Origin of the sequence: Saccharothrix violaceirubra (assembly GCF_014203755.1) — a bacterium.
In the GTDB taxonomy this organism is placed as follows: domain Bacteria; phylum Actinomycetota; class Actinomycetes; order Mycobacteriales; family Pseudonocardiaceae; genus Actinosynnema; species Actinosynnema violaceirubrum.
Genome location: NZ_JACHJS010000001.1, coordinates 3,735,326 through 3,748,536 on the forward strand (window position 1 = coordinate 3,735,326; position 13,211 = coordinate 3,748,536).

A 13,211-nucleotide genomic window follows, 5' to 3' on the forward strand; every position below is an offset into this window, starting at 1 on the left:
ACGCGAACACCCCTCCACCCACGACATCGTGAACCCCATGAACGGCCACACCCACCCGGCCCCAAGGAGATCGACGATGTCGACCCGCAACCGCACCCTCCTCGCCCTCCCCCTGGCCATGGCCGCCTTCCTGGGCCTGGCAGCACCGGCCCAGGCCACCCCCGGGATCACCTGCCACACAGCAGGCGTGGACCCAACCGCCAAGATCCGCTACCGCACCGAAACCCTGATCAAGGCCCCCCTGAGCACGATCTGGCGCCTCCAGACCGACGTAGCCCACTGGCCGACCTGGCAAAAGCCCGTCACCAGCAGCAAACGCCTCGACCACGGCCCCCTGCGCCCCGGCTCACGATTCCGCTGGACCACCCCGGCCCCCGCCACCCCGAACACCCCGGAAACCACCCTGGTCATCACGTCCACGGTCCGCCAACTCCAGCACAGCCGCTGCATCCGCTGGACCGGCCCCGCAATGGGCGAGGGCCTGACCATCGACCAGGGCGTACACGTCTGGAACTTCGTCCCGACAAAGAACGGCGTCCTGGTACGCACCGAGGAAACCTGGACCGGAGCCCAGGTCGAAGCCGACGTGGACCTGTCGACGTACTACCTCGGCGAGGGCCTGAAACTCTGGCTGTCCGACCTCAAGACCACCGCGGAATCCCGCCACCGCACCTGACCGGCCGGTGGGTGACGGGATCCGACGAGGGCAAGCCCGGCACGGCGCCGGTGTACAACCAGGACGACGGCCCGGTCCGGCCCGTGTACCGGACCGGGCCCCGCGAAGGTCAGCCGTGCAGCGGACCGCCGAACGCCACGTACGACTCGAACCCGCCCACGTAGTTGACCTGGATCTGGCCGTACATGCGGTTGTCCGTGCCCCGCACGATGAACTGGTCGGCCACCGTCCGCCGGGTGATCAGCGACCCCCCGCTCGCCGCCGGGTTGCCGGTGGCGATCCCACCGAGGTTGACGTACCCCCCGAACCGCGTCGAGCCCGGCGGCCGGCGGTTGAGGTAGATGCGGTTGTTGGTACCGCGCACATGCAGTTGCATGCCGTTGTCCGACGAGATCGACACGGCCACGTCGCTGGTGGACACCCCGCCCAGGTTGACCCAGCCAGGACTGTCGAAGTTCCACGTGAACACCGCACGGTTGGTCCCACGCACGAACACCTCGTTGCCACGCAGGTCGAACGTGGCGCCACCGTTGGACAACGTCGGGTTGCCGAGCGTGACCAGATCACCGATCGGCGCCCAGGACGAGACCACCCCCGTGGTGTTGTTGTACACCATGGAATACAGCCGGTTGTCGCTCCCGCGCACCACCAGCCGGAGGTTCACCGTGAAGCCCGCCGGACCGGTGACGGCCGCCGTCACCTCGCTGGTGGCATAGCCGCCCAGGTTGACCCAGCCTTGCGGCGCACCCTGGATCAGCAGGTTGGTGTAGATCGCACCGTCGTCGAGACCACGCGCGAAGATGCGGATCATCGGCGGCTGCGCACCCCGGTCCGGGATGCGGACCGCCGTGATCTCACTGGACACCCGCAGCCCCGGGATGACCTGGAAAGCGGTCGGGAACGAGTACGACACCACGAGGCTGGTGATCGCCTCGTTCCCGGTGCTGCGCGCGAACACCTGGGCACCCTCGGGCGAGACGACGGCGGTCGGGTCGCCGATGATCTGCCCGCCGATCGAGAAGAAGTCGGTGTAGCTGTCGGTCGACGGCGTGCCCCGGCTGAACAGGACACTGCCGTCCAGCCCACGCGACGCCATGAACAGACCCAGCGGCTCGATCACCGGCGTGCTGAGAGCCGTGGCATCGGCCGGCAACGGTGGCGCGGCGGGCACCGCCACGGCCGGCATCCCGACCCCGATCAGCGTGGCCAACGCCACCACCGGCACCAGGACCAGCCGTAAGAGCCTACGTCGTGATTCGATCATCGATCCTCCACAGGAGACATCGCCCGGACGGCGATTCCGGTCGAGTCTCACAACACCGGCCCGCGGAATTCTTCGTCACCGGACGCAAGACCGGATCGACGTCGTTTCCTCTTGGTGTGAAATTCCGGCTTTCAGGCCAACGCGCCATCGAGATCGCCGATGAGGTCGGCCACGTTCTCCAATCCCACGGAGAGCCGGACCAGTCCCGGCGTCACACCGGCGGCCCGCTGCCGGTCCGGCGAGAGCTGGGCGTGCGTGGTCGACGCCGGGTGGATCACGAGGCTGCGGACGTCCCCGATGTTGGCCAGGTGGCTGAACAGCTCCAGGCGGTCCACGAAGTCCCGGGCGTCGCCGGACAGCTCGAACGCCACGATCGCGCCGACGCCCCGGGGCAGGTACCGCGCCGCCCGGTCGTGCCACGGGCTCGACGGCAACCCGGCGTAGTGCACGGCGGTGACCCTCGGGTGGGCGAGCAACCATTCGGCGACGGTCCGAGCGTTCGACGTGTGCCGTTCCATCCGCAGGGACAACGTCTCGATGCCCTGCCGCAACAGGAAGCTGGTGAACGGCGACACCGCCGGCCCGAGGTCGCGCACCAGCCGGGCACGCAACCTCAAGGCGTACGCGAGGTCACCGAACGCCTCGGTGAACACCAACCCGTCATAGGTGGGATCGGGACGCGTCAGACCGGGCCAGCGCTCCGCGTCCGCGCCGTAGTCGAACCGACCGCCGTCGACGACCATGCCGCCGATGCCCGTGCCGTGCCCGGACAGGAACTTGGTCGTCGAGTGCACCACGATGTCCGCGCCGTGTTCCAGCGGCCGTTCCAGGTACGGCGTCGGCACGGTGTTGTCCACGATCAGCGGTACGCCCGCCTCGTGCGCGACACCGGCGACCGCCGCCACGTCCAGCACGTCACCACGCGGATTGCCCACGGTCTCGGCGTAAAAGGCCCGCGTGGACGGCGACACCGCCGCACGCCACGCATCGGGATCGTCCGGGTCACGAACGAAGTCCACGGTCACACCGAAGTCGGCCAGGGTGTGCGCGAGCAACGTGTACGTCCCCCCGTACAGCGACGCCGACGCCACCACGTGGTCACCGGACCGCGCGAGGTTGAGCACCGCCAACGCGGTCGCGGCCTGCCCGCTGGCCACCGCGACGGCCGCGCCGCCGCCCTCCAGGTCGGCCACCAGCTCCTCGACCACCTGCGTGGTCGGGTTGGACAGCCTGGTGTACGCGTGGGATTCGAGGTCCCGCAACGCGAACACGTCCGCCGCGTGCTCGGCCGAACCCAGGACGAACGACGTGCTCTGGTACAGCGGCACGGCCGGAGCGTGCACCTGGCGGGTCTCGAACGACCACCGCCGGGTCACGTCGCGTCGCCCCACCACCGCCGGGCCACCTCGGGGTGCGAACGCAACCAGCCGACCAGGGCGTTCTCGCCGAACGCGGCGTGCAGCGGGTTGTCGGCGTCCTGCGCGACGCCGCGCGCGGCGGCGGCCAGGTCGGGCGGGAGGTCGATCGGCTCGACCACGGCGTCCAGGCGCGGGCCGAGGAAGAACGGCACCGAGTAGCGCTCGACGCCGACCGGCGGGCTGACCACGCGGTGCCGGGTGGCGGTCAGGTAGCCGCCGGTGGCGATCTCCAGCATCTCGCCGATGTTGACCACGAAACTGCCGGGCACCGGCACGGCGTCGATCCAGCCGTCGCCCGACCGGACCTGGAGCCCGCCGACGTCGTCCTGCTGGAGCAGCGCCAGGTAGCCGTAGTCCTTGTGCGCTCCCACGCCCTGGTCCCGGTCCGGCCGGCCCGGATAGCGGACGATCTTCACGTGCGTCGACGCCTCGTCGTCGAACCACCGGTCGAAGTAGTCCTCGGGCTGACCCAACGACGCCGCCAGCGCCCGCAACACCTCCCGGCTCACGCGCAACGCCTCGGCCTGCCACGCCAACGTCGTCGCGCGCAGTTCCGGCAGGGCGGCCGGCCACTGGTTGGGTCCGATCAGGCGCAACCACAGCGGGTCGTCGGGTCCGAGGTCGACGACCGGGCGTTCGGGGCCGATGTCGAGCTGTTCGCGCCAGTCCGGCGTGCCGCCGGTGCGCTCGTGGCCGGTCCGCGTGTACCCGCGGAACTGGGGCGACCCGACGTTCTCGATCTCCAGCCGCTCCTCCAGCGGCAGGGCGAAGAACCTCCGGGCCACGTCGAAGATCCCGGTCGTCAGCTCCGCCGGCACGCCGTGGCCGACGACGTAGAAGAAGCCGGTCACGTGGGCCGCCTCGCGCAGTTCCGCGAGGAACGCGGCACGGTCGGCGGACGGGTCGCGGAACCGGGAGATGTCGATCAGCGGCAGCGCGGTGCTCACAGGGGCGAAGCGTAGGCCCGGCGACCCGGCGACGACCGGTTTCCCACATCACGGACACGCTTGCACGTTCCGGTGAACCGGAATAGGCGCGCGCAGTAACGAGGAACTTCCGAAAACTGCAAATGAAATGTAAAACCCGTAAAACGCAAAAGCTTTCAGGCGGTTCCGGCCACCCCTAACGTCGATTCCGGGCACCACCGCGGCGCAGACCGCGGAACGAATGCGAGGGAGTTCACCAGTGGGCATCAGGACTGTGGGCGTCACGAAGGTGGGAACGGCCGTCGCCGCACTGGCGGCCACCTTCGCCGCCGTGACGATCGGCGCCGCTCCGGCGCAGGCCGCCGAGGGCGAGGTCGTCGGTCTCGGCGCCGCCGACTCGATCCGGGACAGCTTCGTCGTGCTGTTGAAGAACGGCCGGGGCGCGGAACAGCGGACCGCGGGCGACCTGGCCGGCCGCTTCGCCGGAAAGGTCGACCACGTCTACTCGGGCGGCGTCTCGGGCTTCGCCGTCACGTTGTCCGAGCGCAACGCCAAGCGCCTGGCCGCGGACCCGGCCGTGGCGCTCGTCGAGCAGAACCGCACGGTGCGCGCCGACGGCGTGCAGACCAACCCGCCGTCGTGGGGGCTGGACCGCGTCGACCAGCGCAAGCTGCCGCTGGACAACAAGTTCTCCTACGCCAACACCGGGCGTGGCGTGAACGTCTACGTGCTCGACACCGGCATCCGCGCGTCCCACCAGGACTTCGGCGGCCGGGTCCGGCAGGGCTACGACTTCATCGACAACGACACCGACGGCGACGACGGTTACGGCCACGGCACCCACGTCGCCGCCACCATCGCGGGCACCAAGTACGGCGTCGCCAAGGAGGCGCTGCTGTACCCGGTGCGCGTGCTCGGCTCCGACGGCAGCGGCACGACCGCCGGCGTGATCGCGGGCATCGACTGGATCACGGCCAACGCCAAGAAGCCCGCGGTCGCCAATGCCAGCCTCGGCGGCGGCGCGTCCACCGCCGTGGACACCGCCGTGCGCAAGTCGATCACGGCCGGGATCACGTGGACCATCGCGGCCGGCAACTCGAACCAGAACGCGTCCAGCACCTCCCCGGCCCGCGTGACCGAAGCGATCACCGTGGCGGCGGCCGACAAGACCGACGCACGGGCCTCGTTCTCCAACTACGGCTCGGTCGTCGACCTGTTCGCGCCGGGCGTGGGCATCACGTCCGCCTGGAAGGACAACGACACCGCCACCTACACCGGCAACGGTACGTCGTTCGCGGCACCGCACGTGGCGGGCGCCGCCGCGTCATACCTGTCCACGCACACGTCGGCGACCCCGGCCCAGGTGCAGAAGGCGCTGATCGACTCGAGCACCCCGAACCTGGTCAAGAACCCCGGCTCGGGCACCCCGAACCGCACCCTCTACCTGGCGCCCTGACACCCTGACCCCACCCCGAGGCACGGCCCGACGGATCACCGTCGGGCCGTGCCGTCCTACTGTGCCCAGGTGTCCTCTTTCCCTTCCGCGGCCCGCAAGGTGCGTGACGACTCCCTGGCCCCGAAGGTCAGGTCGTGGGCGCTGAGGGAATGCGTCCTGCGCTTCGCGCCCTACGGATTCCTGGCCACCTGGCACCACCTCGTCGTCAACGCGGCCGTGCCCGCCCGTCCCGAGGACGACCCGGCGGCGCTGGTACGCGCCCTGGACGAACTGGAAGAGGCCCGCGAGGTCTGGCAGCGGGTCACGCGCGCCTACCGGACGCGGCGCCGGGCGGAGAAGTCCGTCGGGCGGCGGACCCCGCTGCCCGTCGACCGGTGGCGCAACTCCACGCTGCTCGCCTTCTGCCCCGACTTCACCACCCACCCCACCGAACGCCTGGTCGTCGTGGTCGTGCGCGTCCTGGCCGGGCACGAGTCCCGGCCGGTCCACTCCGACTCGTGCCGGGCCTGCGGTGCGCCGACCTTCGACCTCGTCTGCCCGGCGTGCGGCGTGGCCGACACCGACCCGTCGACCCGACGCCCCCGGGAGCCTGCGCACGTGGCCCGCCGGTGGCGTGAGGTGTGGACCGGCTGATTCAGCAGGACCGGGTCGCGAGTACGTACTTCAGGTAGGGACTGTCCGTTTCGATCACGTCGCGCACGGTCGGATCGGCGGTGCCCGGGTCGACCTTCAGTTCCGAGGACAGGTCGAAGGTCGCACCGCCGCCGCACGGGGCGTAGACGATCGCCGACGGCTCGGGCAGGTAGTCCGCCGTCCACTCCTCGAACACGGGCCCGGTGAACCAGGACTCCCGCGTGATCGGGGTCGGCGAGCCCTGGACGCGCAGACTCGCCCGGTGCAGTGCCGTCGCTCCCGGCCGCAGGGCGACGAAACCGGCGTACGTGGCCCGCGCGATGCCGTAGGTGTAGCCCCGGGGCGGGACCACCCGGAGCAGCACCCGACACTTCCGCGTCGCCGCGTCCGGACTCGCCCCACCACCGGCCTCGGCGGCGAACCGGCCGTAGGCGGCGCTCACCGTCCTGCCGTCCGGCCCGACCGCGACGGCCAGCGGGGTGCAGCCCGGCGAGCCGGACACCACCACCACGTCCACGGCGACCGGCGGCACGGACTGCCCGACCGGCACGACGGTGGACAAGGCAATGAGCGCTGCCATGATCATCATGACGAACCCCTCGGAATGCGCGTTCCGGCGACGTTCCACCGTATCCCGCACTCCGAAACCCGGATTCCCCCGCGAAGGCGATCCACGCGGTATCGGGCAGATGCGCCATTCGCCTCCGCTAAATCGAGAGATTCACCCCGGCCACGAATCCGTGCGGAACTCCGTGTCGATTGTGGTCGACGGAAGTTCCGCACGGCCGACCGGTTCACTCCCCTCGCGGCGCCCCGAACCACGTGGGCAGGTGGGCCTCCAGGTCCCGCTGGTCCTCGCCCACCCAGGCCACGTGACCGTCCGGCCGCAGGAGCACGGCCGGCACGTCCAGTTCCTCGCTCACCTCGACCAGGTGGTCCACCCGGTCCGCCCACCCGGCGACCGAGAGGCCCCCGGTCTGGTCGAGCAGCAGACCACGGCCCGCGTGCAGGTGGGCGTAGAGCCGACCGTGCTTCAACTCGACGTCACGCAGGCGGCGTCCCACCAACGAGTCGTCGTCGCCGAAGTAGCGGACGTCGATCGCAGTGATCTTCGCGATCAACCGGTGGTTCACCTCCTCGATGGCGACCAGCTCCGACAGCAGGCGGCGGACCGCCTGCGGGCCGGGTTCGGTGGACATCAGGTGCATCTGGGCCCGGGTGTTGTCCAGGACGTCGGCGGCCACCGGGTGGCGTTCGGACTCGTAGGTGTCCAGGAGTCCCTCGGGTGCCTGCCCGCCGACCGCGGCGGCGAGCTTCCAGCCCAGGTTGAACGCGTCCTGGAGGCCCAGGTTCAGGCCCTGGCCGCCGGTCGGCGGGTGGACGTGGGCGGCGTCGCCGGCCAGGAAGACCCGGTCCACGCGGTAGCGTTCGGCCTGCCTGGTGGCGTCGCCGAACCGCGACAGCCAACGCGGCGAGTGGGCACCGAAGTCGGTTCCCGCGTAGGCGCGCAGTTGCCGCCGGAAGTCGTCCAGCGTCGGGGCGACACCCCGGTCCTCGGACACCCCGTCGGCCGGGACGACCACGCGGAACACCCCGTCGCCCAGCGAGCCGAGACCGAAGCGCAGTTGGGTCTTGCGGACCTCCAGCATCTTCGCCGTCACCTCGTCGGCCGGAGTGGTCAACTCCATCTCGCCCAGCAGCGTCTCCACCCGCGTCGGTTCGCCGGGGAACGCCACGCCCAGCAGTTTGCGCACGGTGCTGCGGCCACCGTCGCAACCGACCAGGTAACGGGCCCGCAGGCCCGTGCCGTCGGCGAGATCGACCGTGACGCCGTCGTCGTCCTGCGCCAGGTCGACCAGTTCCACGCCCCGGCGGATCTCCGCGCCGAGTCCGACGGCGTGCTCGGTCAACAGCCTTTCGGTGACGGGCTGGGGAATGCCCAGGACGTAGGAATGCGCGGTGTCGAGCCCTTCAGGCCACCGCGCGGCCAGACCGGCGAAGAAACCGCCGACCACGTGCTTGGTGCCGTGTTCGAGAAAACGCTCCAACAGGCCGCGCTGGTCCATCACCTCGATGCTGCGCACGTGCAGACCGAGTGCCCGCACGTGCGGCGTCGGCGCCGGTTCCCGTTCCAACACGACGACCCGGACGCCGTGCAGGCGCAGTTCGGCGGCGAGCATCAACCCGGTCGGTCCGCCACCGGCGATGATCACGTCGATCAAGGAGTTCTCCCTGTTCACGAAATTTCCTGGCTACGGCCGGGAATTCTGCGCCGGGAACGGGGTCTTGCCACAAGACCCCCTCTGTGTTATACGTTGAAGTGGGGGAAGAAGCTGTCACGAACGCGCGATGAGACGCGCGAGTTCCACCGGCTTCGTATACATGGGCCAATGGCCGGAGTCGATGTCGACGAACTCCACCCGCCCGGCCTTCGCCAACTCGGGCACCTCGCCCGCCTCGACCCACTTCCGCGCCTGCTCCGGGCCGAACTCCGGACAAACGACCACCACCGGCACGTCGTACCGCCGCTCGTCGGTGAGCCGCACGACACCCGTCGCGACACCTTCGGGCACGGGGATCGCCGCGTCCTCGATGGACCGCCGCGTCGCCTCGTCGAGGTCGGCCGAGTCAGGACCCTCGAACGCGGCCCAGCCGGGAAACGGCATGGCCCCGTCCCGCAACGGGAAGAAGTCCGCGTAGGGCCTGCCGTCGGCGGCGGGGAATCCACCGACGAGCACGACCCGGGAAACGGCCGGCGGTCGCGCGTCGGCCGCCAACCACGCGAGCGTGGCCGCCGCCGAGTGCCCGACCACCACGGGCTCGCCGGACGCCGCGTCGACGGCGGCGAGCACGGCCGCCACCTGGTCGTCAAGCGTGGCCCCGGCGTGCGCGGGCAGGGTCACCGGCACGGGTCGATGGCCCAGCGACCTGAGCGCGGCGGCGACGTCGTCCCACACCGACCCGTCGAGCCACAGTCCGCCGACGAGCAGGATGTCCATGATCTTCACTCCTCCGATGTGGCCGGTCGGCACCAGGCTAGGACCGATTCCGGACGATCCGCTTCCGTACGTGCCCGGGTAGCCAGTACTTCGACCGCGGACCTGCGCCGGGTCGGGTGCACTGCCACCAAGACCCACCCCTGTCTCCGTATCGGTCGGACGTGGCCGTCGTGCTCCTGCCCGACAGTCGTCCCGATCCGGGTCTGCGGTGGCCCGCCCATCCGCGCTGCTTTGCCTGCTGTGCATCACAGGCACCCCACGCGACTTCGGTCGCGTGGGGTCTTGTGTCTGAAGGGAGTCGCATCGGCCATGCACCTGCTGTGTGCGCTACGGTGCCGGCATGGATTTCGAGACCGTGGCAGGGAAAACCGTTCAACGCGCCAACATCGACCCGGACGACTTGACGGAGGTCGATGCCGCGTTCCGTGGCGAATTCGACTTCGATTCCGTCCACATAGAGAAGGGAGCACAGGTCGATACCTCAGGCGAAGGCGCTATTGTCCGATCCCTGGTCGGCCCTGTCGACCTATCCGGTTCTCGTCTCGCCCCGGTTGACCTATCGGATGTGCGCTTCGCCGGCGCAGTACTGGCGAACACCGAATTGACTGACACCACGGCGCGACGGGTGGAGTTCACCCGTTGTCAGGGAATCGGCCTCAGAGTGGTCTTCACCATGGCAGCCGATCTGATCGCCGAGGATTGCCGGTTCGATTTCGCATCGATGCGGTTCGACAAGATCAAGAACGCGGCCGTGTTCCGCAGGTGTTCCTTCCGCGAAGCCACCTTCGGTGGCGACCTGTCCAACATCGTGTTCGATGATTGCGATCTTGTCGATGTGGAGTTTGCGGCCATCCGTGCGGTCGGCTGCGACTTCACCTCGTCCCGCCTGGTGGGCGGAAACGGGCTATCGACTCTGCGCGGTGCCCGTATCGACCCGGTTCAGGCCGGAACCCTGGGGGTGCAGTTCGCCAGGGAAGCCGGCCTGACCGTGGACTAGCTACTTCTTGTTCCAGTTGTCCCACGTCGGCCGGTTGTCGAACGGATTCGGGACGTTGTCCCACGTGGGCCGGTTGTCGAACTTCCCGCCTCGCGCGGGAGCGGTACCGGTGCCGAGCGCGAGCAACGGCGCGAACCCGTTCTCACGCGAGCGGATGCGTTCGACCAGCGGCGTCGGGCTGCGCATTCTTCAATACCCCTTCAAGTAAGGCGATCTTGCTGTTTCGGCAGTAGTTCGTCTCGGTGGTGTCCAGCCGGCCCAGTTCGAAATAGCGGTTCGCTGGATGTCCACCGCCGCAGAAGTCGAAGAACGCGCACGACGCCCGGCAGTTCTCCACCCCCCGTGCGAACTCGGCGATCCAGCGGGACCCCTCACTACGAGCTATGATCTTGTCCAAGCTGTCGACCAGAATGCTTCCGGTCGCGAAGCTTCCGTGCGGACCGCTGAATCCAGCCAACTCGGGGGGTATCAACGTCACCGACCCGTCGTATCCGACAGTCGGCAGTGGGTCGATCGCCGGTCCGGTGCGGATCACAGTCGAGTCATCCCGAAGTACGGCGCCGATGCACCCCAGGGACCTTGCCACTTCACGTATTCGCAGTACAGGATTTTCGGCCCAAATACGTGTGAGTTCACTCCAGAACCCAATGACCTCTGCGCGGTCGTGCGCGTTTACGGTGGCGTTCACCCCCTCCTGTTCCTCGATGTTGACTCCCAGCTCCGAGATTCCGAGACTGGCCGCGAACTCATAGAGTCTGCGTGCCCGCTCGGCGCTCGGATCGGACACGACCGCAATTGCGTGTACTTCGTGCCCGTGGTCCACCGGTTCCCGGATTCCGCGAACGATTTTGCCGTATGCTGGACGTCCGCTACGGTCTACACGATTCACGTTGTCGGAGTTGTCCCCGTCAATGCTCACCCCGACATGCACCTGCCGGCCTGCAAGGAACCGGCACCATGATTCATTGATCAGCGTCGCATTCGTCTGAATGCTGTGTTTGACGTCCATCCCGTTGAAGCAGTCCATGAGCTTCGACAGATAGGTTCGGCCAGTCGCGAGAGGTTCGCCACCGTGCCAACAAACCTCCACGGTGGCGGACGCCGTCCACGCGCGAATAGAGTCCGCAACTGCTTGCGCAACTTCGATCGACATCCTGTTTCGACGCTGCCGAAAAGGCAGATAGCAGTACGAACAGTCCAGGTTGCAAAGAGTTTCAGGCTGAAGAACCACCGCACGGGCGGGCAGAAAAAGCTCGTTCCCCGATAAAACCGAGCGGTTCACGTTCTCACCCTTCGGACAGTGCCAGGACCGAACGAGTCGCAGGCATTCACCGACTGAATTCGCCCGGTCGCCTCGGCAGCAACGCAGTACGGTCGAACCATCGCGGGGGCACTTTCGTCGTCCGTGAATCCTGTGGATCCTCGCACCAAGTCGAGTAGTCCGCCCAGGCGGAAAACAAGCTTGCGTCGTTCCCATGTTGCGAGTTGCACGAACACCCCCGGGGATCTGGTCGCATAGACGTTCTTCATGTGCGGGAGAAGTACCGACATCCTTTCTAACAGGCAACCAGAGCCCTTATGCTGGATGCGGTGTTTACAGACGTTGACAATCGGGGGCATCATGTCCGAGTTAGGTGACGCACTGAAGTCGGCCCGTAGTGCCGCCGGGTGGAGTCTCGCCCGAATGGCGCAAGCGGCCCACTACAGCAGGTCGTATCTGAGCCTCATTGAGAACGGCAAACGATCTCCTGCACCGGACGTCATCGCGGCCTATGAGCAATATTTGGGAGTACCGATCGGGAGTGACGCGGTTCGTCGGGCACATGAGTGGCTGGTTGCTCAGTCTCCGATGGTCGAGCAGACCCGAAGCGGGCGAAGGGTGGGGACGACCCTCTCGGACGCCCTTGACGCCCGAGTGGTCGAACTGCGACACCTTGACGATGTAGTCGGAAGCCAGGATCTGCTGCCTGCCGTCCGCAAGGAACTCGCGGAGGCAGAAGCGTTGGTGCGCAATAGTTCCTACCCCGACATCATCGGTTCGAGGTTGCTGACGGCAACGGGGGAACTGGCTCAGCTTGCCGGTTGGGTCGCGAGCGACGCAGGGCTTCACGCGGAGGCTCAGCGCGTGTACCTGTCAGGAGTCTCGGCGGCAGAGGCCGCGAACGACTTCGTCCTTGGGGGACAACTGTTTTCGTCGCTCAGCTACCAGATGGCGAACGTCGGGAACGCCGAAGACGCCTTGCTGTTGGCACGCACGGCGACGCATGGCGCCCGCGATGCCACGCCAGTCGTGCGAGCCCTCCTCCTTGAACGCGTGGCATGGGCGAGTGCGCGGGTCGGAGACCGCGAAGCAACGCGGCGAACGCTGGACGAGGTGGACGACGCGTACGAGCGTCGGACAGATGGCCTTCCCGAGCCTGAGTGGGTTTATTGGCTCAACAGAGCCGAAATCGATGTGATGGCGGGTCGCTGCATGATCGAGTTGGGTGCGCCCGATAAGGCTGAGCCGTTGCTCTCAGCAGCTATCGCCACCTACCCGGTCGAACAGGCTCGTGAGGTTGCGCTCTACCTGACTTGGCTAGCTGAGGCATACGCACGATCGGGACAGATGGACGCCGCCGGGGCGACGCTGAGCGACGCGCGAGGCTTTGCGGCGGCCATGCCGTCGGCACGGACGAGCTTGCGCTTGTCTACCGTCGCGACGCTCATCGGCGACTACTCTGAGTAGTCGACCGGAAGCCGGCCAAGCCTCGTCTGCCAGGTCTGCACCGACTGCCTCACGCTCTCCACCCGCCAGTGCCCCGCATTGCGACGCGGCCACGCCATGGTCCGCGTACGAAAC

The 13,211-nt window shown here is 68.2% G+C and carries 13 protein-coding genes; 5 read left to right on the forward strand and 8 right to left on the reverse strand.

What is annotated here, in order from left to right:
* Positions 1 to 76 precede the first annotated feature (76 nt).
* Entirely contained in the window at positions 77 to 676 is a 600-nt protein-coding gene (locus tag F4559_RS17510) for an SRPBCC family protein (protein WP_184670040.1), read from the forward strand.
* A gap of 109 nt (positions 677 to 785) precedes the next feature.
* Here F4559_RS17510 and F4559_RS17515 read toward each other — a convergent pair whose 3' ends face one another.
* The 3 genes from F4559_RS17515 to F4559_RS17525 form a co-directional block, all read right to left on the reverse strand.
* Positions 786 to 1,940 (reverse strand): DUF8189 domain-containing protein, encoded by a 1,155-nt coding sequence (locus F4559_RS17515; protein WP_184670042.1) that lies wholly within the window; start codon positions 1,938 to 1,940, stop codon positions 786 to 788.
* Positions 1,941 to 2,071: 131 nt separating this feature from the next.
* Entirely contained in the window at positions 2,072 to 3,331 is a 1,260-nt protein-coding gene (locus F4559_RS17520; RefSeq protein WP_376774716.1) for an O-acetylhomoserine aminocarboxypropyltransferase/cysteine synthase family protein, read from the reverse strand.
* Complete coding sequence (locus F4559_RS17525) at positions 3,313 to 4,305, reverse strand: isopenicillin N synthase family dioxygenase (RefSeq protein WP_312865704.1); 993 nt, start codon at positions 4,303 to 4,305, stop codon at positions 3,313 to 3,315. Before F4559_RS17525 ends, F4559_RS17520 begins: the two co-directional genes overlap by 19 nt.
* A 244-nt stretch (positions 4,306 to 4,549) precedes the next feature.
* Here F4559_RS17525 and F4559_RS17530 point away from each other — a divergent pair, with 244 nt between their 5' ends.
* Positions 4,550 to 5,740 (forward strand): S8 family peptidase, encoded by a 1,191-nt coding sequence (locus F4559_RS17530; protein WP_376774717.1) that lies wholly within the window; start codon positions 4,550 to 4,552, stop codon positions 5,738 to 5,740.
* Between the two features lie 69 nt (positions 5,741 to 5,809).
* On the forward strand, positions 5,810 to 6,373 hold the full coding sequence (locus F4559_RS17535) for a hypothetical protein (RefSeq protein ID WP_184670047.1): 564 nt from the start codon (positions 5,810 to 5,812) through the stop codon (positions 6,371 to 6,373).
* Position 6,374: 1 nt separating this feature from the next.
* On the opposite strand, the gene F4559_RS17540 is transcribed toward F4559_RS17535, so the two are convergent.
* The 3 genes from F4559_RS17540 to F4559_RS17550 all read right to left on the reverse strand — a co-directional run bounded on the left by F4559_RS17540 (position 6,375) and on the right by F4559_RS17550 (position 9,372).
* Complete coding sequence (locus F4559_RS17540; protein WP_184670048.1) at positions 6,375 to 6,953, reverse strand: DUF4360 domain-containing protein; 579 nt, start codon at positions 6,951 to 6,953, stop codon at positions 6,375 to 6,377.
* 214 nt (positions 6,954 to 7,167) lie between these two features.
* Complete coding sequence (gene rox / locus F4559_RS17545) at positions 7,168 to 8,595, reverse strand: rifampin monooxygenase (RefSeq protein ID WP_184675915.1); 1,428 nt, start codon at positions 8,593 to 8,595, stop codon at positions 7,168 to 7,170.
* 114 nt (positions 8,596 to 8,709) lie between these two features.
* Entirely contained in the window at positions 8,710 to 9,372 is a 663-nt protein-coding gene (locus tag F4559_RS17550; RefSeq protein WP_184670049.1) for an alpha/beta fold hydrolase, read from the reverse strand.
* 340 nt (positions 9,373 to 9,712) lie between these two features.
* Here F4559_RS17550 and F4559_RS17555 point away from each other — a divergent pair, with 340 nt between their 5' ends.
* Positions 9,713 to 10,369 carry a pentapeptide repeat-containing protein gene (locus tag F4559_RS17555; protein WP_184670051.1) on the forward strand — a complete coding sequence of 219 codons (657 nt, stop codon included), beginning with the start codon at positions 9,713 to 9,715 and terminating at the stop codon, positions 10,367 to 10,369.
* Here the strand turns inward: F4559_RS17555 and amcA are convergent, their stop codons facing one another.
* Both amcA and amcB read right to left on the reverse strand, forming a co-directional pair.
* Complete coding sequence (gene amcA, locus F4559_RS17560) at positions 10,370 to 10,555, reverse strand: multiple cyclophane-containing RiPP AmcA (RefSeq protein ID WP_184676559.1); 186 nt, start codon at positions 10,553 to 10,555, stop codon at positions 10,370 to 10,372. It lies immediately after the preceding gene.
* Positions 10,512 to 11,651 carry a cyclophane-forming radical SAM peptide maturase AmcB gene (gene amcB / locus F4559_RS17565; protein WP_221447266.1) on the reverse strand — a complete coding sequence of 380 codons (1,140 nt, stop codon included), beginning with the start codon at positions 11,649 to 11,651 and terminating at the stop codon, positions 10,512 to 10,514. The genes amcA and amcB overlap by 44 nt, the downstream gene beginning before the upstream one ends.
* Positions 11,652 to 11,990: 339 nt before the next feature.
* Here amcB and F4559_RS17570 point away from each other — a divergent pair, with 339 nt between their 5' ends.
* On the forward strand, positions 11,991 to 13,097 hold the full coding sequence (locus F4559_RS17570; RefSeq protein WP_184670054.1) for a helix-turn-helix domain-containing protein: 1,107 nt from the start codon (positions 11,991 to 11,993) through the stop codon (positions 13,095 to 13,097).
* The last annotated feature ends 114 nt before the right edge of the window (positions 13,098 to 13,211 follow it).

Coding starts and splice junctions, on each gene's coding strand:
- F4559_RS17510 (WP_184670040.1), top strand. CDS start 77: ATGTCGACCCGCAACCGCACCCTCCTCGCCCTCCCCCTGGCCATGGCC.
- F4559_RS17540 (WP_184670048.1), bottom strand. CDS start 6,953: ATGGCAGCGCTCATTGCCTTGTCCACCGTCGTGCCGGTCGGGCAGTCC.
- F4559_RS17570 (WP_184670054.1), top strand. CDS start 11,991: ATGTCCGAGTTAGGTGACGCACTGAAGTCGGCCCGTAGTGCCGCCGGG.
- F4559_RS17515 (WP_184670042.1), bottom strand. CDS start 1,940: ATGATCGAATCACGACGTAGGCTCTTACGGCTGGTCCTGGTGCCGGTG.
- amcA (WP_184676559.1), bottom strand. CDS start 10,555: ATGCGCAGCCCGACGCCGCTGGTCGAACGCATCCGCTCGCGTGAGAAC.
- F4559_RS17550 (WP_184670049.1), bottom strand. CDS start 9,372: ATGGACATCCTGCTCGTCGGCGGACTGTGGCTCGACGGGTCGGTGTGG.
- F4559_RS17555 (WP_184670051.1), top strand. CDS start 9,713: ATGGATTTCGAGACCGTGGCAGGGAAAACCGTTCAACGCGCCAACATC.